The sequence below is a fragment of the Stenotrophomonas sp. C9D9 genome (assembly GCF_056491205.1).
On record NZ_JBSZIF010000002.1, the window covers coordinates 232,165 to 251,928 of the forward strand.

The window sequence follows — 19,764 nt, forward strand, 5'->3', positions numbered from 1 at the left end:
CATCCACGCGCGATAGATGGCCGGACTATTGGGGCGTTAACGTCCCAACCTGTCTGATTCACCCCTATGACGTGATATGAAGCGCCTGCTGCTGTTGTTGCTGGCGTGCGCCGGCCTGTGGCTGGCTGCATGCTCCTCCTCGATCAATGCCGCATCCACCTCGCTCGCCGATCGGCTGATCGCGCCGGGTGGCGTATCGACCCTGCTCGATCGTCCGCGCATCGCTGCGGCCATCGCCGAACTGCCCAACCGCCATGGCTTCGCGCCGGGCCGTGATGGCGTGCCGATCTTCTGGCGTGTGTTCGATCCGGGCGACTACGGCGCGCGTTACCACTACCTGCCGCAGCGCCACGAGAACGGCCTGCCGCTGGATACCGGCCTGAGCCTGGCCGTGCCGCAGCCGTTCCATGCGCAGGCGCCGCGCGGCACCGTGGTGCTGCTGCACGGCTGGATGATGAATGGCGATTCGATGCTGCCGTGGTCGCTGCAGCTAGCCGAATCCGGCTATCGCGTGATCACCCTCGACCTGCGCAACCATGGCCAGTCCGGCGCCGGTCCGTCCGGCTATGGCACCTATGAATCGGATGACGTGGTCGATGTAATCGGTGAGCTGCGTGCACGTGGCGAGGTGACCGGGCCGCTGTACCTGTTCGGTGTATCGTACGGCGCGGCCACCGCAGTGTTCACCGCCGACAAGCTCGGCGACCAGGTGGAAGGCGTGGTGGCGATGGAATCGTTCGCCAATGCCGGCGTGGCGATCCGCACCATGATCCCGCACCTGATGGGGCTGCAGCCGGAAGGCCTGAAGGCGCAGGCGGTGGCGTCGTACGCGCGCTGGCGCTACGGCGGCCAGGACATCAACCAGGTGATCGCCGCCGCCAGCCGCCGCATCGACGTCGATCTGGACCGCGTGGACGTGGCGCGCGCGCTGGCCGATACCCGCGCCTGCGTACTGCTGCTGCACGGGCAGGGCGACCAGCACATTCCGGTCAGCCAGGGCCGCGAGCTCGCGCAGGCCAACCCGCGCGCGCACTACATCGAAATGCGCGGCGAAGACCACATCACCCTGCCGTTGCGGCTGGACCTGCTGGCCGGGGTGGTCGATGACTGGATGGCGCGCGACGAGCACCATCCGCAGAGCGCGTGCCCGGCACCGCAGCTGCCGGCCCAGGCCGAGTGGCTGACACGCAGCTGAGAAAAGGGGACGGAGGGGATTAAGTCGTTTGCAGCACACCCGGGGCAGAATCGACTTAATCCCCTCCGTCCCCTTTTTCTGTCAGGCCACGCGTCGTGCCAATGAGCGCGCAGACGCCGCGACGCCGAGCAGCAGCGCGGCCACGTACAGGAAGGCGAAACCGAGGCTGGTGGCATGTGCCAGTGCGCCGATCGCCGCCGGACCGGCGAGGATGCCGGCATAGCCCAGCGTGGTGACCGCGGTGATGGCGATGCTCTCCGGCATCACCCGCTGCTGGCCCGCCATCGAGAACAGCGCCGGCACGATGTTGGCGCAGCCCAGCCCGACCAGCACGTAGCCGGCCAGCGCCACCGGGAACGAGGGCACCAGCGTGGCCAAGGTGAAGCCTGCTGCGGCGGTGATGCCGCCGATGACCAGGGTGCGGGTGCGTCCGAGGCGCTCGACGATACCGTCGCCAAACAGGCGCATCGCGGTCATCGCCAGCGTGAACAACGCGAAGCCGGCCCCGGCCTGGTCGCGCGGTACCTGCCGCACTTCAGCCAGGAACACCGCACTCCAGTCCAGCATCGAGCCCTCGGCAAGGAACACCACGAAGGCCAGCACGCCGATGAACAGCACCACGCCATGCGGCAGCGCCAGCAGAGGTCCTTCGTGCAGGATCCGTTGCGGACGCCAATGCGGCGCCGACAGCACGGCCACCAGCAGCAGAGCGGCCACCGAAACCAGCGCGGCCAGCCACAGCGACGTGCCGAGGATCAGTAGCCCGGTCATGCAGCCGGCGCCGACGAATCCACCGATGCTGTAGAAGGCGTGGAAGCCCGACATCATCGCGCGCCCGGCGTCGCGCTCGACCGCCACCGCCTGCATGTTCATCGCACAATCCAGTGCACCGACGCCGGCGCCGAACACGAACAGTGCCGCGCCCAGCGCCACCGGCGAGGGCGCCAGCACCAGCAAGGGCAGAGCGCACAGCATCATCGCGCAGGTGATCACCATCACCCGACGGCAGCCCAGCCGCCCGGTCAGCGCACCTGCCAGTGGCATCGCCAGCAACGAACCCAGCCCAAGACACAGCAGCACCGCGCCGAGACTTGCGTCGGACAGCCCAGCCTTGGCCTTGGCGTAGGGCACCATCGGCGCCCACGCAGCGGTGGCGAATCCGGGAATGAAGAAAGCGGCACGGGTAGCGTGCTGCTGGGCACGTGGGGATGAGGGCGTCATGCGTGATGCGAGGCTCCGGGGAATCAGTATGAAAACGTTTTCAGGCAGAGTCGGCAAGTGCCGTGCATGACATCGAACGACGCATACGATTGCAGTGGCCCGATTGCGTCACCAGCGATTAACGCTGCACACGGACAGTGGCTGCACGGTCGGCATTCCGCCGGCCGCTGCCGGAGACCTGTACATGAGCACGACACCCACCATCCTCCTCGTCCATGGATTCTGGGGCGGGGCCGCACATTGGGCCAAGGTGATCCTGGAACTGCATCGCAATGGTCATGACCGTGTGCAGGCGGTGGAGTTGCCGCTCACGTCGTTGGCCGATGATGCAGGACGCACGCAGAAGATGATCCGGCAGATCGATGGACCGGTGGTGCTGGTTGGCCACTCCTATGGTGGCGCGGTGATCAGCCAGGCCGGCAACGAGGACAACGTGAAGGCCCTGGTCTACATCGCTGCCTTCGCACCCGATGCCGGCGAGAGCCCGGGAGGCATCACCCAGCAGCACCTGCCGGAGGCGGCGCCGAACCTCGCACCGGACAGCGATGGCTACCTGTGGCTGCGTGCGGACAAGTTCCATGAGAGCTTCTGCCAGGACCTGAGCGCCGACGAAGGCCGGGTGATGGCAGTGACCCAGAAGGCGCCGCTGGCCAGCACCTTTGGTGACGCGGTCAGCGACCCGGCGTGGAAGCACAGGCCGAGCTGGTACCAGCTGTCCCGCCACGACCGCATGATCGCGCCGGAGAACCAGAAGGCCATGGCCGCAAGGATGCAGCCCAAGCGACTGCTGGAACTGGATGCCAGCCATGCCTCGCTGGCCTCGCAGCCGAAGGAAGTGACCGCGCTGATCCTGGAGGCCTGCGCCGCCATCGGCGGCTGAGCCTGCGGCAGCGCGCCGCACCAAAGCACATCGCACGACAGCCGGGGCGCAGGGGAGTACACTCCTGCGCCTGCGGCCATCCGGCCGCGTCCCCGTCTTCCCTCCAGCCGCCGCCAGAGGATCCCACCCGATCGTGGAGGTCCCGTCGTGCTGTCTGTGCCTGATGCCCGTATTTCGTCCCCATTGCCACGTCGCCGTGCGTTGCCGCAGGCGCTTGCCCAGGGCCTGCTGATCACCGCACTGACCAGCAGCGGCATCGCAGCCGCGCAGTCCACCACCGAACCGGACAAGGCCCCCCGCACGCCGGCATCGCAGACGCTGCAGACCGTCCAGGTCACCGCCAACCTGCTCGGCACCATCACCGAGGGCAGCGGCGCGTACACGCCTGGTACCATCGCCACCGCCACCCGCCTGGTGCTGACGCCGCGCCAGACGCCACAGAGCATCAGCGTCATTACCCGCGCACAGATGGACGACTTCGGCCTGAACGGCATCGATGACGTCATGCGGGTGACCCCGGGTATCAGCATCGTCACCTACGACAGCGAGCGTACCGAGTACTACGCACGTGGATTTGCCGTGCAGAACTTCCAGTACGACGGCATCCCGATGTCGCGTGACTCGGCCTATTCGGCGGGCAACACGCTCAGCGATACCGCGATCTATGACCGCATCGAAGTGCTCAAGGGGGCCACCGGCCTGCTGACCGGCATGGGCGATCCAGGCGCGACCATCAACCTGGTGCGCAAGAAGCCGGGCAAGGACTTCGCCGGCAGTGCGACGCTGGGTGTCGGCCGCTGGGACGACTATCGTGCCGAGATCGATGTGGGTGGCCCATTGACCGCCGATGGGCGTGTGCGCGGCCGCGCGGTCGGTGCGTGGCAGGACAAGCATTCCAACCTCGACCACTACCAGCGCACCAGAAGGTCGGTTACGCCGTGCTGGAGGCCGATCTGGGCGAGCGCACCCTGCTGACCGTGGGGGGCGATGCGATGGACAGCGATCCGAAGGGCTCGACCTGGGGCGGCATTCCGCTGCTGGACAGTGCGGGCAGCTTCAATGACATGCCGCGCTCGTTCAACAACGGCACCCGTTGGAGTGGCTGGCGCCAGTATGTGCGTACCGGCTTTGCCACGCTGGAGCACACCTTCGACAACGATTGGGTCGCCAAGCTGCAGCTCAACCACCAGGTCAACGGCTATGACGCCGCGCTGGCCGGGGCGGCGGGTGGAAATCCTGATCCGGTCACTGGCGAAGGCGTGTCGCTGTGGCTGGGCAAGTATGTCGGCAAGACCGTCAGCAACGCTGCCGACTTCTATCTGAGCGGTCATTTCGGCCTGTTTGGCCGCGAGCATGAGCTGGTGGTGGGCGGCAGTGCTTCGCGCAAGCGCTGGACCAATACCGGTTACTCGCCGCAGCCTGGCTACCCGACGGAAGTACCCGACTACCGCGCATGGCAGGGCGACATTCCCGAGCCGGAGTGGCAGCGCAGCTACAGCAACAACGAAGTGACGCGTGAGAACGGCCTGTACGTGGTCGGCCGTTTCGACGTGGCCGATCCGTTGAAGTTGATCGTCGGCAGCCGCCTGGCCAGCTACCGCTCGCCGGACACGCGCGAGACCGGCGTCTATGTGCCGTATGCCGGTGTGGTCTACGACCTGGGTGAGCACTACTCGGTGTACGCCAGCTACAGCACCATCTTCAAACCGCAGGGGCAGCGCGACGAGCAGGGCAAGGCGCTGGATCCGCTGGAAGGCCGCAGCTACGAGGTGGGCCTGAAGGCTGAGTTCTTCGATGGTCGCCTCAATGCCAGTGCGGCGTTGTTCCAGCTTGACCAGGACAACTTTGCCCAGCCCACCGGTGGCAAGACACCGGATGGTCAGGATGCCTATCGCGCCCTGATGGGGGTGCGTACCAAGGGTTACGAGCTGGAAATGTCTGGCCAGCTGGCCGAGGGCTGGCAGGTGCAGGGTGGGTTCTCGCACAAGATCGCGCGCCAGGCCGGTGGCAAGGTGACCACGCTGGAGCCGGAAAACCAGTTCAGCCTGCACACCAGCTACCGCCTGCGCGGCGACTGGAAGGGGCTGACGCTGGGCGGTGGCGCGCGCTGGCAGGATTCCACCTTCGGCGAGATCACCAACCCGGCCACGCAGGCCAAGGTGGTGCATCGCACCCAGCCTTATTGGCTGCTCGATGCGATGGCGCGCTATGAATTCAACGATCGCCTGTCGGCCACGCTCAACGTCAACAACCTGCTGGACAAGCGCTACTACACGATCTTCAGCTGGTACAGCACCTACACCTGGGGTGAGCCGCGCAATGTGCGGTTGGCGATGACGTACAGGTTCTGACGCCAGGCGCTGCACGAAAACGCCCGCGGTGCGTCATGGCATCGCGGGCGCTGCGGTTACAGCGGCAGGTCGAACACCAGCACTTCGGCGTCGTTGCCGTTTTCCAGGGTCAGCTGCGCTTCGTCGCTGACCTGCAGCGCATCACCGGCTTCCAGGGTGATGCCATTGACCTGCAGCTGGCCGCGGGCTACCTGCACATAGGCGCCACGTCCGTTGCCGAGCGCGTGGTGCAGCTTCTGGCCGCCGTCGAGGATGGTGGCGAAGATGCGGGCATCCTGGTGGATGCGCAGCGAACCATCGGCACCGTCCGGCGAAGCAATCAGGCGCAGCTGGCCGCGCTTGGCTTCCGGGGCGAAGTGGGTCTCCTCGTAGGACGGCGTGATGTTCTCGGTGTCCGGGAAGATCCAGATCTGCAGGAAGTGCACGGTCTCGTCGGCGGAGTGATTGAACTCGCTGTGGCTGACACCGCTGCCGGCGCTCATGCGCTGCACGTCGCCGTAGCGCAGCACCGAGCCGGTGCCCATCGAGTCCTTGTGCTCCAGCGCGCCGCCCAGCACATAGGACACGATCTCCATGTTGCTGTGGCTGTGGGTGCCGAAGCCCTGGCCGCCGATCACCTTGTCTTCGTTGATCACCCGCAGCGGGCCGAAGCTGACGTAGCGGGGGTCGTAGTAGTTGGCGAAGGAGAAGGTATGGCGCGAGGACAGCCAGCCATGCTCGGCCAGGCCACGGGTAGCGCTCTTGCGGATCTGCAGCATGATGGAATCTCCTTGTTCGATGGTTTCGATGGGGCGGGGTGGGCTGGTAGCCGCTGTGTTTCCCCGTTGGAGAGAAGTATCCGCTTGCGCCCAGGGTTTGAAAAACGGATAGTTTTGACAGTCATCATCGAAAAATTCGAATGCTCAAGCTCAGCCTCGATGCCCTGCAGATCCTGGACGCCATCGACCGCCGCGGCTCGTTCGCCGGCGCCGGCAAGGCCCTGCACAAGGTGCCCTCGACCATTTCCTACACCGTGGCCAAGCTGGAGGAGGACCTCGGTGTCCAGCTGTTCGACCGGGTCGGCCCGCGTGCCGAGCCGACCGAGGCCGGGCGCGCCCTGCTGGATGAGGGCCGGCATCTGCTGCGCGCGGCCCGCGAGCTGGAGCTGCGGGTGCGCCGGGTGGCGTCGGGCTGGGAGACCGAACTGACCCTGGCGGTGGACTCGGTGTTCCCGACCTGGCTGCTCGGTCCGGACATCGCTGCGTTTCGTGAGGCGGAGGCGCCGACCCGGCTGCGGCTGATCGGCGAGGCCCTGTCCGGCACCTGGGAGGCCCTGCTGGACCGCCGTGCCGACCTGCTGGTGGGTGCGCCGGGCGAGGGCCCCAGTGGCGGTGGTTATGTGGTCGAGCCGCTGGGCACGGTGGAGTTCGTGTTCGCCGTCGCACCGGATCATCCGTTGGCCAACGTACCGGGCGTGCTCGGTCGCGAGCAGCTGGTCGAGCACTGCGCGATTGCCGTTTCCGATTCGGCGCGTAGGCTGCTGCCGCGCACGGTGGGGTTGTTGATGGGGCAGGAGATGCTGACGGTGCCCGACATGGCCAGCAAATTGAAGCTGCAGTGCGAAGGCGTGGGATTCGGCTTCCTGCCCGAGCCGTGTGCGCGCGCGGCGGTGGCGCGTGGCCAGCTGGTGATCCGCGAGGTGGAGGAACACAAGCCGGAGGAAACGTTCTGGCTGGCCTGGCGCACCGGCGAGGATGGCGCGGCACTGCGCTGGTGGCGCGAGCGCCTGCGCAGGCCGGAGCTGCTGTCGCAGTGGTGGCAGGCAATGGCCAGGGGGTAGGTGTTTGGCAGGGCTGCGCCCTGCACCCGCTACGGGCTGGAGCAACAGCAACAGCAACAGCAACAGCAGAAGCTGGTTTCCTCTGGGGAGGCGGGGTGGGTCCGGTTGCGGGAGACGCCGTAAACCCGTCCATGGGGGCTTGGCCGCGGCATCCATGCCGCGGACACTCCCGCAACCGGACCCACCCCGCCTTCGACAGTTTCCCGGTGCTGTTGGTAGGTGTCGACCTTGGTCGACACGGTAGATCCACGCCATGCGTGGATGCTCTTCGATCAATTGTCGAATCATTCGATTCCGATGGAGTCATCCATGCATGGCGTGGATCCATCAGATCGCGAGAATCTGTCAGGGGTGGGGCGGTGTCGGAGTGCGGGGTGTCAGCCGCATGGATGCGGCTGCCAAGCCTACATGGACGTACTTGCGGCGTCCCCGCACTCCGACACCGCCCCGCCAACCCACGGAATGCCAGCTTTTGCTGTTGCCGTTGCCTTGGCTTGAAGCATCTGCAGGTGCAGGGCGCAGCCCTGCCGAAAAACACACATAAAAAAACAGCAGGCCGAGGCCTGCTGTTTCGGTGTAATGGTGCGCCCGGAGAGATTCGAACTCCCGACCGCCTGGTTCGTAGCCAGGTACTCTATCCAACTGAGCTACGGGCGCCAATTACATAAACTTGTTGTGCTGACTGTGTATGGTGCGCCCGGAGAGATTCGAACTCCCGACCGCCTGGTTCGTAGCCAGGTACTCTATCCAACTGAGCTACGGGCGCGCGGTACACAATCAACTTACTGCCTGATTTTACTGCATTTCCAGCGGCGGATGCTGGAAACCTGTCGAGTGGTGCGCCCGGAGAGATTCGAACTCCCGACCGCCTGGTTCGTAGCCAGGTACTCTATCCAACTGAGCTACGGGCGCCCTGCGACAGGAGCGGAATTATGCGGATGTCGGCGCGCACCGTCAACAGTTTTGTGAAAATTTTCATCCAACTGAATGAAAAAGCTGTCAGCCACGGCGTCCGGGGCCTTCAGCCAGGCGAAATGATCGGCGCGCGTGCCCAGCTCCTGCGCGGACAACACGCGCAGCTGTGCGTCCACATTCGGCAGCTTCGCCAGCAACGCCTGCATCGATCCGGTCGGTGCCAACCAGTCGTGCTCCATCAGCACCGCCTGCGCGCTGCCATGCACGCGCGCCATCTGCGCATCGAGGTCTTCGTCCATGCCGGCCGCGGCGTAGTGGTTGTTCAGGCCCACGCGCGCCCAGTCGGCGATCAGTCCGCGAGCTTCGGTGCCGCCGAAGCCGAGGCGCCGACCATGCAGCACGCCCTGGCGCTGCGCGATCCACGGCAGGAAGCGGTAGACCAGCGGCAGCAGCCAGCCGCGCGGTGGCGGGAAGCCACGCCAGAACGGTGAGCCGCTGGCCGCCAACCACAAGCGGTTGAAGTGCTGCGGGTTGCGGCCGGCATGCACGCAGGCCAGCTGACCGCCGAGGCTGTGGCCACCGATGATCCAGGGCAGGGCGCCGGCTTCATCATCCGCCGCGACAAGCACCGCCTGGCTGGTCGGCAGATCCTGCTCCAGTACTTCGCGATAGCCCCAGTCCTGCGTGTGCGATGGGCGCAGTGAGCTGCTGCCGTTGCCGCGCCACTCATGCAGGTACACCGCCACGCCCTTCGCCGCCAGCGCCTGCGCCAGCGGCAGGTAGTGGCGCGCGGCCACGCCCAGCGCTGGTAGCCACAGCAGGCGCGCGATGGGCTGTGCGGGCACGCAGGCGATCACCTCGTAGCGATGGCCATCAGTGCACTGCACGGCAATGACGTCCGGTGCGAGGCTCATGCGTGCGGTGCCGCGCCGAAGTGATCGAGCACCAGCACCTCGCTGCGGCCAGGCGCGTAGCCCTGCTGCAGGCCGCGTGCAACGTAGTCGATGCCGGCTTCGCAGGCGTTGGCCAGGCTCAGGCCGTTGCACAGCTGCGCGGCGATGGCCGAGGCCAGCGTGCAGCCGGTGCCATGTGCATCCAGTGGCAGGCGGGCGTGGATGAATTCTTCGCTGCTGACGCCGTCGAAGTAGCGGTCGATCACGCGGTTGCCTTCCTGCAGGTGGCCACCTTTCAGCAGCACCGCGCCGGCGCCCAGGTCGAGCAGGGCGGAAGCGGCGCGCTCCGCGTCATCGCCGTTGCCGATCTTGCGTCCGACCAGCAGCTCTGCTTCCGGCGTATTCGGGGTGATCAGCGTGGCCAGCGGGATCAGGCGCTCGCGCATCGCCTGCAGGGCGCTGTCTTCCAGCAGGCGTGCGCCGCTGGTGGCCACCATCACCGGGTCCAGCACCACGTGCGGCGGGCGATGCTTTTCCAGTGCGTCGGCAACGGTGTTGATCACCTCGGCGTTGGCCAGCATGCCGAGCTTCACCGCGTGGATATCGAAGTCGTCGAAGCAGGCGTCCAGTTGCGCGCGCAGGAAATCGATCGGCGGCACATGCACGGCGATGACGCCTCGGGTGTTCTGTGCGGTCAGTGCGGCGATCGCGGAGAGGCCGTGCACGCGATGCGCTGCAAAGGCCTTCAGGTCGGCCTGGATGCCGGCGCCGCCGCCGGAGTCGGAGCCGGCGATGGTGAGGGCGGATACGGGAGTGGTCGGGCTCATCCAGCGATTGTGCCGTGGTCCCGCTGGGGAAGGTAGATCCACGCCATGCGTGGATGTCCTTGATTCAATGCCGCCATCGCGCCCATTGCTGGTACAGCACATAGCCCAGCCCGGTCAGGCCCGTCAGCAGGGCCGGGGCGAGCAGGGCGTCGTACTGCCAGCGCATGAACAGCCAGGCGCCGATCATGCCGCCGGCGAGGAAGCCGCTGATGATCAGTCCGCTGAGGGTCAGTCGTCGCACCTGCAACGGCAGTCCGCGCAGCAGGTGGCCGAGGCCGATGCCGAGATCGGTGAACATGCCGCTGAGGTGGGTGGTGCGCACCACCGCGCCACTGAAGGTGGTGGCCATTGCATTCTGCAGGCCGCAGGCCATGGCGGCGGCCAGGGCGCCCCAGATCTGGTGCCGTTCGAACAGCGGAATGGCCACCAGCAACAGAGCCGATTCCAGCGCCAGTGCCACGCCGTAGCGGCGGCCCAGCTGCAGGGTGCTGTCCTGGATCAGCAGGCCGCTGAGCATTGCCCCCAGCGAGAACGCGATCAGCAGGCCCCACAGGTGGCCAACCGCGCGCCAGTCACCCTGGGCCAGTGCCATGCCGAGCTGGCTGGTACTGCCGGTCATGTGGCTGACCGCCTGGTGCTCGAAGCCGAGGAAGCCGACCACGTTGACCATGCCGGCCACGCACGAGAGCGCGACCGCACCGATCCAGACCCAGGTGGGCAGGCGTATTCCCATCGGCGGTGCCGCTCAGGGCCCGCCGAGGCCGCCGTTGAACTGCAGCTCGCTGAAGGTGTTGCTGGCCGGGTCGAACACCGCGCCCCAGAACTGCGCGCCGCCATCGCAGACGCGGATCGCTTCGCGGGCCGGATTGATGCCGCTGTCGTCGGGCAGGTGGAAGGCGTTGATGTAGATCAGCCGTTGGCCTGCGCTTTCGATGCCGACGTACTGGCGGTCAAAGTCGAGCACCTTCGGCACCTGGGCTTCCAGCGAAGACAGTTTCGCTTCCAGCTGGTCGACCTGTTGCCGGCTGGGCGCCCAGTAGCCGCTGACCCGCCCGGCCTCGCGGCCGGGGCTGGGCCGCGAGCAGGTGTCGAGCACCTGCGCGGCAATGATCGGGCGGGTGACCACCCAGGACTGGCCGGTACGCTCGGCGGTCGGCACGCTGGCCGGGCCGCGCGTGGTGGTGCAGGCACCCAGGGCGGCTGCGAGCGCGATCGCAGCCGTGGACAGCAGCAGGCGGGTGCAGCGGTTCACAACACCTCCGAGGCGTAATCGGCCAGGCGTGAGCGTTCGCCTCGGCGCAGGGTGATGTGCGCACTATGCGGCCAGTTCTTGAAGCGATCCACCGCGTAGGTCAGGCCCGAGGTGGTTTCGGTCAGGTACGGGGTGTCGATCTGCTCGACGTTGCCCAGGCAGACGATCTTGGTACCGGGGCCGGCACGGGTGATCAGCGTCTTCATCTGCTTGGGGGTGAGGTTCTGCGCCTCGTCCAGGATCAGGTAGCGCGACAGGAAGGTGCGGCCCCGCATGAAGTTCATCGAGCGGATCTTGATGCGGCTGGCGAGCAGGTCGTTGGTCGCCTGGCGCCCCCAGGTGCCGCCTTCCTGGTTGTGCGTGAGCACTTCCAGGTTGTCGGTCAGTGCGCCCATCCACGGCGTCATCTTCTCTTCCTCGGTGCCGGGCAGGAAGCCGATGTCCTCGCCGACGCTGACCGTGGCGCGGGTCATGATGATCTCGCGGTAGCGCTGCTGGTCCATCGTCTGCGCCAGGCCGGCGGCCAGCGCCAGCAGGGTCTTGCCGGTGCCGGCGGTGCCCAGCAGCGTGACGAAGTCGATCTCCGGATCCATCAGTGCGTTGAGGGCGAAGTTCTGCTCGCGGTTGCGTGCGCTGATGCCCCACACGGCGTGGCTGCCGTGGCGGAAATCATCGACCAGCGACAGCACCACCTTGCCGTCGCCGACCACGCGGCTGACGCGCAGCTCGACTTCATCTTCGCCGGGCAGGTAGACGTACTGGTTCGGGTACCACTCCTCGCCATCCTGCGCGAGAATTTCGTAATGCGTGCGGCCCTTGTCACTCCAGCTGCGCAGGTCGTCGCCGTGGCGCTTCCAGAAGTCTTCCGGCAGTTCGGTGGCGCCGGTGTAGAGCAGGCTGAAATCGTCCAGCGCGCGGTCGTTCTCGTAGTCCTCGGACACGATGCCGGCGATGGCGGCCTTGATCCGCAGGTTGATGTCCTTGGAGACGAACACCACCGGCAGGTCCGGGGTTTCTTCCTTCAGGGCCAGGATCGCGCCGAGGATGGCGTTGTCCGGAATGACCTTGCCGAAGCTCTTGCCGGCGTCGAAATGGCTGGTCTGGAAGCGCAGCTTGCCGGCGCTCTGCTTGCCGCGCAGCTGCAGGCCATTGGGTCGCTGCAGCGGAATGCCGTCGGCCAGGTTGTCCAGGCCGGATTCCTGCACCAGCTCGTTGAGGAAGCGGCTCACCTGGCGGGCGTTGCGGCTCGCTTCGGAGGTGCCCTTCTTGCCGTTGTCCAGCTCCTCGATCACCTGCATGGGCAGGTAAACGTCGTGCTCCTCGAATTTGAACAGCGCGGTGGGATCGTGCATCAGCACGTTGGTATCCAGCACGTAGATGCGCTTGCCTCGGGTCATCGTCGATTCCTGGTTACGGACAGGGAAAAACCACCACGGCCTGCTGCAGGGCAGGGTGATGGCAGACACAGTAGGCAGTGGGACTCACTTGGACTGGGAGGCCTTCAGTTCGGCGAGAACGGCATCGGCATGGCCGGCAACCTTGACCTTGCGCCAGGACTGCACGATGCGGCTGTCGGGGGAAATCAGGAAGGTGCTGCGTTCGATGCCACGTACCTGCTTGCCGTACATGTTCTTCATCTTGATCACGTCGAAGGCACTGCACAGCGCTTCGTCGCCATCGCTGACCAGCGGGAAGCCGAAGCCCTGCTTGGCACAGAAATTGTCGTGCGACTTCACCGAATCGCGCGAGACGCCCAGCACGACCGCGCCGGCCTTCTTGAACTTCGGCAGCAGCGCGTTGAAGTCGAGGCCTTCGGTGGTGCAGCCGGGGGTGCTGTCCTTGGGGTAGAAGTACAGCACCAGCCAGTGGCCGGCGTAGTCGCCGAGGGTGGCCTGGTCGCCACCGGACAGCGCCAGTGGCAGGGAGAGGGTGGTGCTGTCCAGGGTATCGCCGTTGTTCATGAGGTCCTTCTGTCGAGCCTGGGTTCTTTCCAAGACAATTGCATGAAACGCCACGCGCCCGTGAGAGGCGCGCGAAAAAATCAGGAATTCATTCAGAACTTCATCGGGTCCATGATCGCGTCCAGGTTCAGGTGGTCGCAGAACTCAAGGAAATCGTCGCGCAGCGCGGCGATGTGCATGTTGGCCGGCACGCCGATGGTGACCTGTGCACTGAACATTTCCGCACCGGTCTGCATGGCGCGGTAGCGCGTGCTCTGCAGGTTCTCGATGGTGATGCCCTGGCGGTCGAAGAAGTCGGCCAGCTGGAACAGGATGCCCGGCTTGTCGGCGGCGATCACTTCGACGATGTACGGCAGCAGGTTGGACTGCGCCTGCTTGGCGGCGGTGCGGTACCAGACCAGCTTCAGGCCCTCTTCGCGCTCCAGCCGGGTCAGCATCGCCTCCAGCTTGGCCACCGAGTCCCAGGAGCCGGTGGCCAGGGCGGTGACCGAGACATCGCGGCCGACCGTGGCCAGGCGTGCGTCCACCAGGTTGCAACCGCTGTCGGCGATGCGGCGGGTGACGGACAGCAGGGGGGACTCCGGATGCGTCGTATAGGCGTTGATCAGGAGGTGGTTTTCGCTCGGCGCGGGGCGCGGGGTGGTGTCGGTCAAGGCGATTCCGGGTAATGCATGCGTTAGTCTGAATGCCCGCCAGAGGCGGGGATCCACCGGTGTCCAGCATACTTGCCCGTGCTTTCGCGCCGCAAGTAACATTCAGGTCGCCCCCAGCCTTTCGTGGCGGGCGTTTCCCTTCCCAGCCAAGAGCAGCACGTCCTTGTCCCTTTCCGGCCTCATCACCGCGCTGGCGACCCCGTTCCGGGCCGACGGCGCCCTCGATCCCGATGGTTGGCAGCGCCTGCTGCACCTGCAACTGGAGGGTGGCGTCCATGGCGTTGTCGTGGCTGGCTCGACCGGCGAAGCGGCGACCCTGACCGATGCCGAGTACGACCTGCTGCTGGCCAGCGCGGTCGAGCGCATCGGCGGCCGCATCCCGGTCATGGCCGGTACCGGCTTGTCGGGCACCGCCAAGACCATCGAACAGACCCGCCGTGCCGCCGCGCTTGGCGCCAGCCACGCGCTGGTGGTCACCCCGCCGTACGTGCGGCCGACCCAGGCCGGCCTGATCGCGCACTATCGCGCGGTTGCCGACCAGGGCGGGCTGCCGGTCGTGCTGTACAACGTGCCCTGTCGTACCGGCTGCGACATGCAGCCGGAGACCGTGGCCGAGCTGGCCGGCCACCCCAATATCGTCGGCATCAAGGAAGCGGTGGGTGACACCGGCCGGGTGCAGGCGCTGCTGGCACTGCGCAGCCCGAAGTTCGCGGTGCTCAGTGGCGACGACGGCACCGCGGCGCGTTCGATCCGGGCCGGCATCGATGGCCTGATCTCGGTCGGTTCCAACGTTCTGCCGGGCGCCTATCGCCGGATGTGCGAGCTGGCCGCCGCGCACGACCACGAAGCCACCGAGTCCTGGGATGCGCGCCTGCATCCGTTCCATGATTTCTGTGGCGTCGAACCCAATCCGATCCCGGTCAAGGCGCTGCTGCGCCGCATCGGCATCGGTAATGACCTGCGCCTGCCGCTGCTGCCGCTGTCGGCAGCACATCACCCGGCGGCCGACCATCTTGCCGGCGACATCGCCGCCCTCGAAGCCCTTTCCAGCCACTGACCTTCCGTCTTGGTCTGACCCAGGAGATTCACATGCGTCAATCCGTTTCCACCGTCCGCGTGCTGTCCTACGCCCTGCTTGCTGTGGCGGTCGCCGCCGGCACCACCGGCTGCTTCAAGCGTGGCGTGAAGGGCGACTACGCCCTGGCCCCGGAAATGCGTCCGCTGGAAGTGCCGCCGGACCTGAACCTGCCCAACGCCACCACCGACTCCAAGGTGCCGACACTGGCCTCGGCCACCAAGCCGGCCGCGCCGGTCGCCGCAGCGCCGGCGGTGGGCAACACCGGTTTCACCATTGCCGGTGGCAAGGATGAAGCCTTCGCCAAGGTCGGTACCGCACTGGAAGGCGTGGAAGGCGTGACCATCGCCAGCCGCGCGCAGCTGCTGGGCTCGTACGACGTGGCCTACGAAGGCAGCAACTTCCTGGTCCGCGTGGTGGCGGTCGATGCCGGCGCCTACATCTCGGCGGTCGACCCGCGTGGCCTGCCGGCCACCGCCGAAGCGCCGGTGAAGCTGATCGCCGCGCTGAAGGCGAAGCTGGCCCAGTAAGGGCCGGTCCGGTGGGTGCGGTCCATATCCGCACCTGCCCAGGTAGAGGCCGACCTTGGTCGGCGCTTCTGTGCCAACCAAGGTTGGCACCTACCGGATCTTGCGGTTGGCACCTACCGGATCGCGCGGTTGGCACCTACCGGATCGCGCGGTTGGTATCTGCCGAGCAACGAAAAAGGGCGCCATGGGCGCCCTTTTTCGTTGCCGCAGCGGGCGCTTCTCAGCGCTCCAGCAGCTTCAGCTTGTCCGGCTTGCCGTCCCATTCGCCGGCGTCGGCGGGTGGGTCCTTGCGCACGGTCAGCACCGGCCACTCCTTCGCCAGCTCGGCGTTGAGGGCAACGAAGCCCTCCTGGCCCGCAGGAACATCGTCCTCCGGGAAGATTGCATTGACCGGGCACTCCGGCTCGCAGAGGGTGCAGTCGATGCACTCATCCGGGTCGATCACCAGGAAGTTCGGGCCTTCGTGGAAGCAATCCACGGGGCACACTTCCACGCAATCGGTGTGTTTGCACTTGATGCAGTTTTCGGTGACGACAAAGGGCATGGGCTTGGGGGTGGATCGATTCCTGAACCCGCCAATTCTAGAACAGGTTGGCCCCCGGTGTCGGCGCGGGACGGAAAACGGGCGTCTGGCAGGCGCGGCCGTGGCGGTCATTGGCGGCACGGCAGGGCCTGTGCGACGCTGCGCGGCAACCGGTCCTGGTGGCCGGGCTCCCTTCCCAGCAGGATCATCCATGTCCCAAGCCCAGTCCGGCACCGCCTCCCACGGTGGTGAAAACACGGCGTTCATCGTCCTGATCAGTTGCGTGGCCACGCTCGGTGGATTCCTGTTCGGCTTCGACAGTGGTGTCATCAACGGCACGGTCGATGGCCTGCGCCAGGCCTTCAACTCCAGCGAGGCGGCGCTGGGTTTCGAGGTCGCCTCGATGCTGCTGGGCTGCGCGATCGGTGCATTCCTGGCCGGCTGGCTGGGCGACCGCCTGGGGCGCCGTGGTGTCCTGATCGTGTCCGCGCTGATGTTCCTGGTCTCGGCGCTGGGCGCCGGTGCCGCCCATGCTTCCTGGCTGTTCATCGCGGCCCGCGTGCTGGGCGGCTTCGCGGTGGGGGCGGCCAGCGTGATGTCGCCGGCCTACATCGCCGAAGTCGCCTCGGCGCGCTATCGCGGCCGACTGGCCACGGTGCAGCAGATGGCGATCATCTGCGGCCTGTTCGCGGCCTTCCTCAGCAATTACCTGCTGGCCCGCGCCGCCGGCGCCTCGACCGAGCCCTTGTGGCTGGGCCATGAGGCCTGGCGCTGGATGTTCTGGATGCAGGCGCTGCCGTCGGGGTTGTTCCTGCTGCTGTTGCTGGTGATCCCGGAAAGCCCGCGTTTCCTGGTGCTCAAGGGCCGTCAGGCGCAGGCGAGGGCGGTGCTGTCGCGGCTGTATGGCGAGGTCGCTGCCACGGCCAAGCAGGCCGAGATCGAGGCCAGCCTGGCCCAGGACCAGCACAAGCCGCGCTTCAGTGATCTGCGCGACAAGGTCACCGGCAAGCTGCGCCCGATCCTCTGGGTGGGCATCGGCCTGGCCATGTTCCAGCAGCTGGTCGGCATCAATGTGGTGTTCTACTACGGCGCGGTGCTGTGGCAGGCGGTGGGCTTCTCCGAAAGCGATGCGCTGCTGATCAATGTGTTGTCCGGCGCACTGAGCATCGGCGCTTGCCTGCTGACGGTACTGCTGATCGACCGCATCGGTCGCAAGCCGCTGCTGTGGGTCGGCTCGGTCGGCATGTCGGTGGCGCTGGTGCTGATGGTGGTGGCGTTTGCCAGCGGCAGCCTGGTTGATGGCCGCCTGCAGCTGTCCGATGGCATGGGGCGGCTGGCGCTGGTTGCGGCCAACGTCTACGTGGTGTTCTTCAACATGTCCTGGGGCCCGGTGATGTGGGTGATGCTGGGCGAGATGTTCCCCAACCAGATCCGCGGCCCGGCGCTGGCCGTGGCAGGTGCCGCGCAGTGGACCTCGAACTTCGCGATCACCGTGACCTTCCCGATGCTGCTGGCCGGCATCGGCCTGGCTGGCGCCTATGGCATCTACGCGGTCGCCGCGATCCTCTCGATCTTCTTCGTGGTCCGCTGCGTGCGCGAGACCAAGGGCAAGGAGCTGGAGCAGATGGAAGGCTGACGTCGCCTGGCTTCGGTTGCATTCCGTTGGCGCCTGGTTGTCCCGAGTTTGAGGGGGCAGGCCGCCCTCTCCAGGACACGCAAAAGCCCATCCATGGTGCTCGATGGCGCCATCCATGGCGCCAACGGTCCTGGAGAGGGCGGCCTGCCCCCTCCTGACAGTTTCATGGTGCGTGCGGACGCGGCGAAGCGCTGGTCGGTTGTTGCCGGGGTTCGCGGGAAACCGTCCGGAGCCGGTGGGGTCACCCAGGGCGGGACCGTTGGCGCCATGGGGTGGGCGCATGCGCCCGACGGGTTGGGCAGGAGCCCAACCCCGGTCTTGCCGTGTGCGCAGGACAGCGCACGCGAGCAAGGCGCCATCGAGCCCCCATGGATGGGTTCACGGCGTGTCCTGCCCTGGGTGACCCCACCGGCTCAAGCCGATTGCAGGGAAGCGCCGATGCGACCAACCCGACCGCAGTCACTGCAATCCCGGAAAACAGAAAAGCCCGCACGAGGCGGGCTTTTTCGGTTCCTGCTGCGGCGACTGGCGCTCCCTAGGGGACTCGAACCCCTGTTTTAGCCTTGAGAGGGCCACGTCCTAACCACTAGACGAAGGGAGCGTAACTGTGTCGCTGCCGAGGCAGGAGCGCTAGTATATGCACCTCGATGCCATTGGGCAATCCCGAAACTTCAACCGGAAGCGCCAACATCATTTCCTCTGCTACATCACCGTTCAGCCTGCGCGTCATCCCGCGCGACCAGCACACGATCTCCCGCAAGGACATCAGCCCGAACGCCCTGCGCGTGCTTTATCGCCTGCGCGATGCCGGCTTCGGCGCCTACCTTGTCGGCGGCGCGGTGCGCGATCTGCTGGTCAATGGCCAACCCAAGGATTTCGACGTGGCCACCGACGCCACGCCCGAACAGGTCAAGCAGCTGTTCCGCAACTGCCGCCTGATCGGCCGCCGGTTCCGCCTCGCCCATGTGGTGTTCGGCCGCGAGATCATCGAAGTCGCCACCTTCCGTGCCAACAGCGATGACGGCAGCGGCGACCGTGAGATGGAAAACGGCATGCTCGTGCGCGACAACGTGTACGGCACCATCGAAGACGACGCCATCCGCCGCGACTTCACCTGCAACGCCCTGTACTACGCCATCGAGGACTTCTCGGTGCGCGACTACACCGGCGGCTTCGAGGACGTGCAGGCGCGCCTGATGAAGCTGATCGGCGACCCCGAGCAGCGTTACCGCGAAGATCCGGTGCGCATGCTGCGTGCGGTGCGCCTGGCGGCCAAGCTCGGCTTCCAGATCGAAGAGGGCACTGCCGCACCGATCCCGCACCTGGCCGGCCTGCTCAACGAAGCCGCGCCGGCGCGCCTGTTCGAGGAAGTGCTCAAGCTGTTCCTGTCCGGGCATGGCGTGGCCAGCTTCGAAGGCCTTGAGCGTTACGGCCTGCTCGACGTGCTGTTCCCGGAAAGCGCCAAGGCGCTGAAGGCCAACCGCACCGGCGCGTTGCGCCGCATGCTGGTCGAGGGCCTGGCCAATACCGATGCACGGGTGGCCAACGACGAACCGGTGTCGCCGGCGTTCCTGTTCGCGCTGCTGCTGTGGCCGGCCTTCTGCCGCGCACAGGCGACCCTGCTCAAGCAGGGCGTGGCACCGGAAGAGGCGCAGCGCCGCGCCGCCGACCGCGTCACCGTGCAGCAGTTGAGCACCATCGCGCTGCCGCGCCGCTTCTCGCTGCCGATGCAGGAAATCTGGCTGCTGCAGTCGCGCTTCAGCTCGCGCCAGCGCAAGCGCGTGTTCCGTACCCTGACCCATCCGCGCTTCCGTGCCGCGTTCGATTTCCTCAGCCTGCGTCAGGTGGCTTCGTCCGAACATGCTGCCGATGTCGAGTTCTGGCGCGAAGCGCAGGCGCAGTCCGGTCGTGAGCTGGAGTCGTCGCTGGATGCGATGCACAGTGAAGACGGCGATGACGAGAGCGGGGCGCCGCGCAAGCGCCGTCGTCGCCGTCGCCGTCCCGGTGCCACGGCCGGTGCAGCGGGCGAGTAA

General features: G+C 66.6%; 17 protein-coding genes, 4 tRNA genes and 1 pseudogene. 8 read left to right on the forward strand and 14 right to left on the reverse strand.

Annotated features, from left to right (window positions below):
• Positions 1–76 precede the first annotated feature (76 nt).
• Positions 77–1,195, forward strand: coding sequence for an alpha/beta fold hydrolase (locus tag ACXI0D_RS01175; RefSeq protein WP_049445635.1), 1,119 nt, complete (start codon positions 77–79; stop codon positions 1,193–1,195).
• Positions 1,196–1,276: 81 nt separating this feature from the next.
• Here ACXI0D_RS01175 and ACXI0D_RS01180 read toward each other — a convergent pair whose 3' ends face one another.
• A complete protein-coding gene (locus tag ACXI0D_RS01180; RefSeq protein ID WP_479642147.1) occupies positions 1,277–2,416 on the reverse strand; it encodes an MFS transporter in 1,140 nt (379 codons plus the stop codon).
• Positions 2,417–2,600: 184 nt separating this feature from the next.
• On the opposite strand from ACXI0D_RS01180, the gene ACXI0D_RS01185 reads away from it, so the two are divergent.
• Positions 2,601–3,296 carry an alpha/beta hydrolase gene (locus tag ACXI0D_RS01185; RefSeq protein WP_049445631.1) on the forward strand — a complete coding sequence of 232 codons (696 nt, stop codon included), beginning with the start codon at positions 2,601–2,603 and terminating at the stop codon, positions 3,294–3,296.
• A gap of 147 nt (positions 3,297–3,443) precedes the next feature.
• Positions 3,444–5,647, forward strand: a pseudogene (locus tag ACXI0D_RS01190) (TonB-dependent siderophore receptor).
• A gap of 56 nt (positions 5,648–5,703) precedes the next feature.
• On the opposite strand, the gene ACXI0D_RS01195 reads toward ACXI0D_RS01190, so the two are convergent.
• Positions 5,704–6,405 carry a pirin family protein gene (locus ACXI0D_RS01195; protein ID WP_049445628.1) on the reverse strand — a complete coding sequence of 234 codons (702 nt, stop codon included), beginning with the start codon at positions 6,403–6,405 and terminating at the stop codon, positions 5,704–5,706.
• Between the two features lie 140 nt (positions 6,406–6,545).
• Here ACXI0D_RS01195 and ACXI0D_RS01200 point away from each other — a divergent pair, with 140 nt between their 5' ends.
• Positions 6,546–7,466, forward strand: coding sequence for a LysR family transcriptional regulator (locus ACXI0D_RS01200; protein WP_049445626.1), 921 nt, complete (start codon positions 6,546–6,548; stop codon positions 7,464–7,466).
• Between the two features lie 580 nt (positions 7,467–8,046).
• Here ACXI0D_RS01200 and ACXI0D_RS01205 read toward each other — a convergent pair.
• The 10 genes from ACXI0D_RS01205 to ACXI0D_RS01250 form a co-directional block, all read right to left on the reverse strand.
• Positions 8,047–8,123: transfer RNA gene (locus ACXI0D_RS01205), tRNA-Arg, on the reverse strand.
• A gap of 32 nt (positions 8,124–8,155) precedes the next feature.
• Positions 8,156–8,232: transfer RNA gene (locus ACXI0D_RS01210), tRNA-Arg, on the reverse strand.
• 69 nt (positions 8,233–8,301) lie between these two features.
• A tRNA-Arg gene (locus ACXI0D_RS01215) sits at positions 8,302–8,378 on the reverse strand.
• On the reverse strand, positions 8,369–9,295 hold the full coding sequence (locus tag ACXI0D_RS01220) for an alpha/beta hydrolase family protein (protein ID WP_062946277.1): 927 nt from the start codon (positions 9,293–9,295) through the stop codon (positions 8,369–8,371). Before ACXI0D_RS01220 ends, ACXI0D_RS01215 begins: the two co-directional genes overlap by 10 nt.
• Complete coding sequence (gene thiD / locus ACXI0D_RS01225) at positions 9,292–10,101, reverse strand: bifunctional hydroxymethylpyrimidine kinase/phosphomethylpyrimidine kinase (RefSeq protein WP_479642148.1); 810 nt, start codon at positions 10,099–10,101, stop codon at positions 9,292–9,294. Before thiD ends, ACXI0D_RS01220 begins: the two co-directional genes overlap by 4 nt.
• Before the next feature lie 64 nt (positions 10,102–10,165).
• The gene (locus tag ACXI0D_RS01230) at positions 10,166–10,834 is read right to left on the reverse strand and encodes a YoaK family protein (protein WP_049447181.1); all 669 of its coding nucleotides are present in this window, start codon (positions 10,832–10,834) and stop codon (positions 10,166–10,168) included.
• A gap of 12 nt (positions 10,835–10,846) precedes the next feature.
• Entirely contained in the window at positions 10,847–11,353 is a 507-nt protein-coding gene (locus ACXI0D_RS01235) for a hypothetical protein (RefSeq protein ID WP_479642149.1), read from the reverse strand.
• Positions 11,350–12,750, reverse strand: coding sequence for a PhoH family protein (locus ACXI0D_RS01240; protein ID WP_010484287.1), 1,401 nt, complete (start codon positions 12,748–12,750; stop codon positions 11,350–11,352). The genes ACXI0D_RS01235 and ACXI0D_RS01240 overlap by 4 nt, the downstream gene beginning before the upstream one ends.
• 84 nt (positions 12,751–12,834) lie before the next feature.
• Positions 12,835–13,314 (reverse strand): peroxiredoxin, encoded by a 480-nt coding sequence (locus ACXI0D_RS01245; RefSeq protein ID WP_479642150.1) that lies wholly within the window; start codon positions 13,312–13,314, stop codon positions 12,835–12,837.
• Positions 13,315–13,406: 92 nt separating this feature from the next.
• Positions 13,407–13,967: a glycine cleavage system transcriptional repressor gene (locus ACXI0D_RS01250; RefSeq protein ID WP_005409051.1), complete on the reverse strand. Its 561-nt coding sequence runs from the start codon at positions 13,965–13,967 to the stop codon at positions 13,407–13,409.
• A gap of 163 nt (positions 13,968–14,130) precedes the next feature.
• Between ACXI0D_RS01250 and dapA the strand changes: the two genes are divergently transcribed.
• Both dapA and ACXI0D_RS01260 read left to right on the forward strand, forming a co-directional pair.
• Positions 14,131–15,024 carry a 4-hydroxy-tetrahydrodipicolinate synthase gene (gene dapA, locus ACXI0D_RS01255; RefSeq protein WP_479642151.1) on the forward strand — a complete coding sequence of 298 codons (894 nt, stop codon included), beginning with the start codon at positions 14,131–14,133 and terminating at the stop codon, positions 15,022–15,024.
• 32 nt (positions 15,025–15,056) lie between these two features.
• On the forward strand, positions 15,057–15,572 hold the full coding sequence (locus tag ACXI0D_RS01260; RefSeq protein WP_479642152.1) for a hypothetical protein: 516 nt from the start codon (positions 15,057–15,059) through the stop codon (positions 15,570–15,572).
• A 220-nt stretch (positions 15,573–15,792) separates the two neighbouring features.
• Here ACXI0D_RS01260 and fdxA read toward each other — a convergent pair whose 3' ends face one another.
• Positions 15,793–16,116, reverse strand: coding sequence for a ferredoxin FdxA (fdxA, locus tag ACXI0D_RS01265; RefSeq protein ID WP_005409054.1), 324 nt, complete (start codon positions 16,114–16,116; stop codon positions 15,793–15,795).
• Positions 16,117–16,306: 190 nt separating this feature from the next.
• Here fdxA and ACXI0D_RS01270 point away from each other — a divergent pair, with 190 nt between their 5' ends.
• Complete coding sequence (locus ACXI0D_RS01270) at positions 16,307–17,731, forward strand: sugar porter family MFS transporter (RefSeq protein ID WP_479642153.1); 1,425 nt, start codon at positions 16,307–16,309, stop codon at positions 17,729–17,731.
• Between the two features lie 526 nt (positions 17,732–18,257).
• Here ACXI0D_RS01270 and ACXI0D_RS01275 read toward each other — a convergent pair.
• Positions 18,258–18,332 (reverse strand) — tRNA-Glu (locus ACXI0D_RS01275).
• Positions 18,333–18,384: 52 nt separating this feature from the next.
• Here ACXI0D_RS01275 and pcnB point away from each other — a divergent pair.
• Positions 18,385–19,764, forward strand: coding sequence for a polynucleotide adenylyltransferase PcnB (gene pcnB, locus ACXI0D_RS01280; protein ID WP_432591503.1), 1,380 nt, complete (start codon positions 18,385–18,387; stop codon positions 19,762–19,764).

Coding starts and splice junctions, on each gene's coding strand:
- ACXI0D_RS01175 (WP_049445635.1), top strand. CDS start 77: ATGAAGCGCCTGCTGCTGTTGTTGCTGGCGTGCGCCGGCCTGTGGCTG.
- ACXI0D_RS01180 (WP_479642147.1), bottom strand. CDS start 2,416: ATGACGCCCTCATCCCCACGTGCCCAGCAGCACGCTACCCGTGCCGCT.
- ACXI0D_RS01185 (WP_049445631.1), top strand. CDS start 2,601: ATGAGCACGACACCCACCATCCTCCTCGTCCATGGATTCTGGGGCGGG.
- ACXI0D_RS01195 (WP_049445628.1), bottom strand. CDS start 6,405: ATGCTGCAGATCCGCAAGAGCGCTACCCGTGGCCTGGCCGAGCATGGC.
- ACXI0D_RS01200 (WP_049445626.1), top strand. CDS start 6,546: ATGCTCAAGCTCAGCCTCGATGCCCTGCAGATCCTGGACGCCATCGAC.
- ACXI0D_RS01220 (WP_062946277.1), bottom strand. CDS start 9,295: ATGAGCCTCGCACCGGACGTCATTGCCGTGCAGTGCACTGATGGCCAT.
- thiD (WP_479642148.1), bottom strand. CDS start 10,101: ATGAGCCCGACCACTCCCGTATCCGCCCTCACCATCGCCGGCTCCGAC.
- ACXI0D_RS01230 (WP_049447181.1), bottom strand. CDS start 10,834: ATGGGAATACGCCTGCCCACCTGGGTCTGGATCGGTGCGGTCGCGCTC.
- ACXI0D_RS01240 (WP_010484287.1), bottom strand. CDS start 12,750: ATGACCCGAGGCAAGCGCATCTACGTGCTGGATACCAACGTGCTGATG.
- ACXI0D_RS01245 (WP_479642150.1), bottom strand. CDS start 13,314: ATGAACAACGGCGATACCCTGGACAGCACCACCCTCTCCCTGCCACTG.
- ACXI0D_RS01260 (WP_479642152.1), top strand. CDS start 15,057: ATGCGTCAATCCGTTTCCACCGTCCGCGTGCTGTCCTACGCCCTGCTT.
- fdxA (WP_005409054.1), bottom strand. CDS start 16,116: ATGCCCTTTGTCGTCACCGAAAACTGCATCAAGTGCAAACACACCGAT.
- ACXI0D_RS01270 (WP_479642153.1), top strand. CDS start 16,307: ATGTCCCAAGCCCAGTCCGGCACCGCCTCCCACGGTGGTGAAAACACG.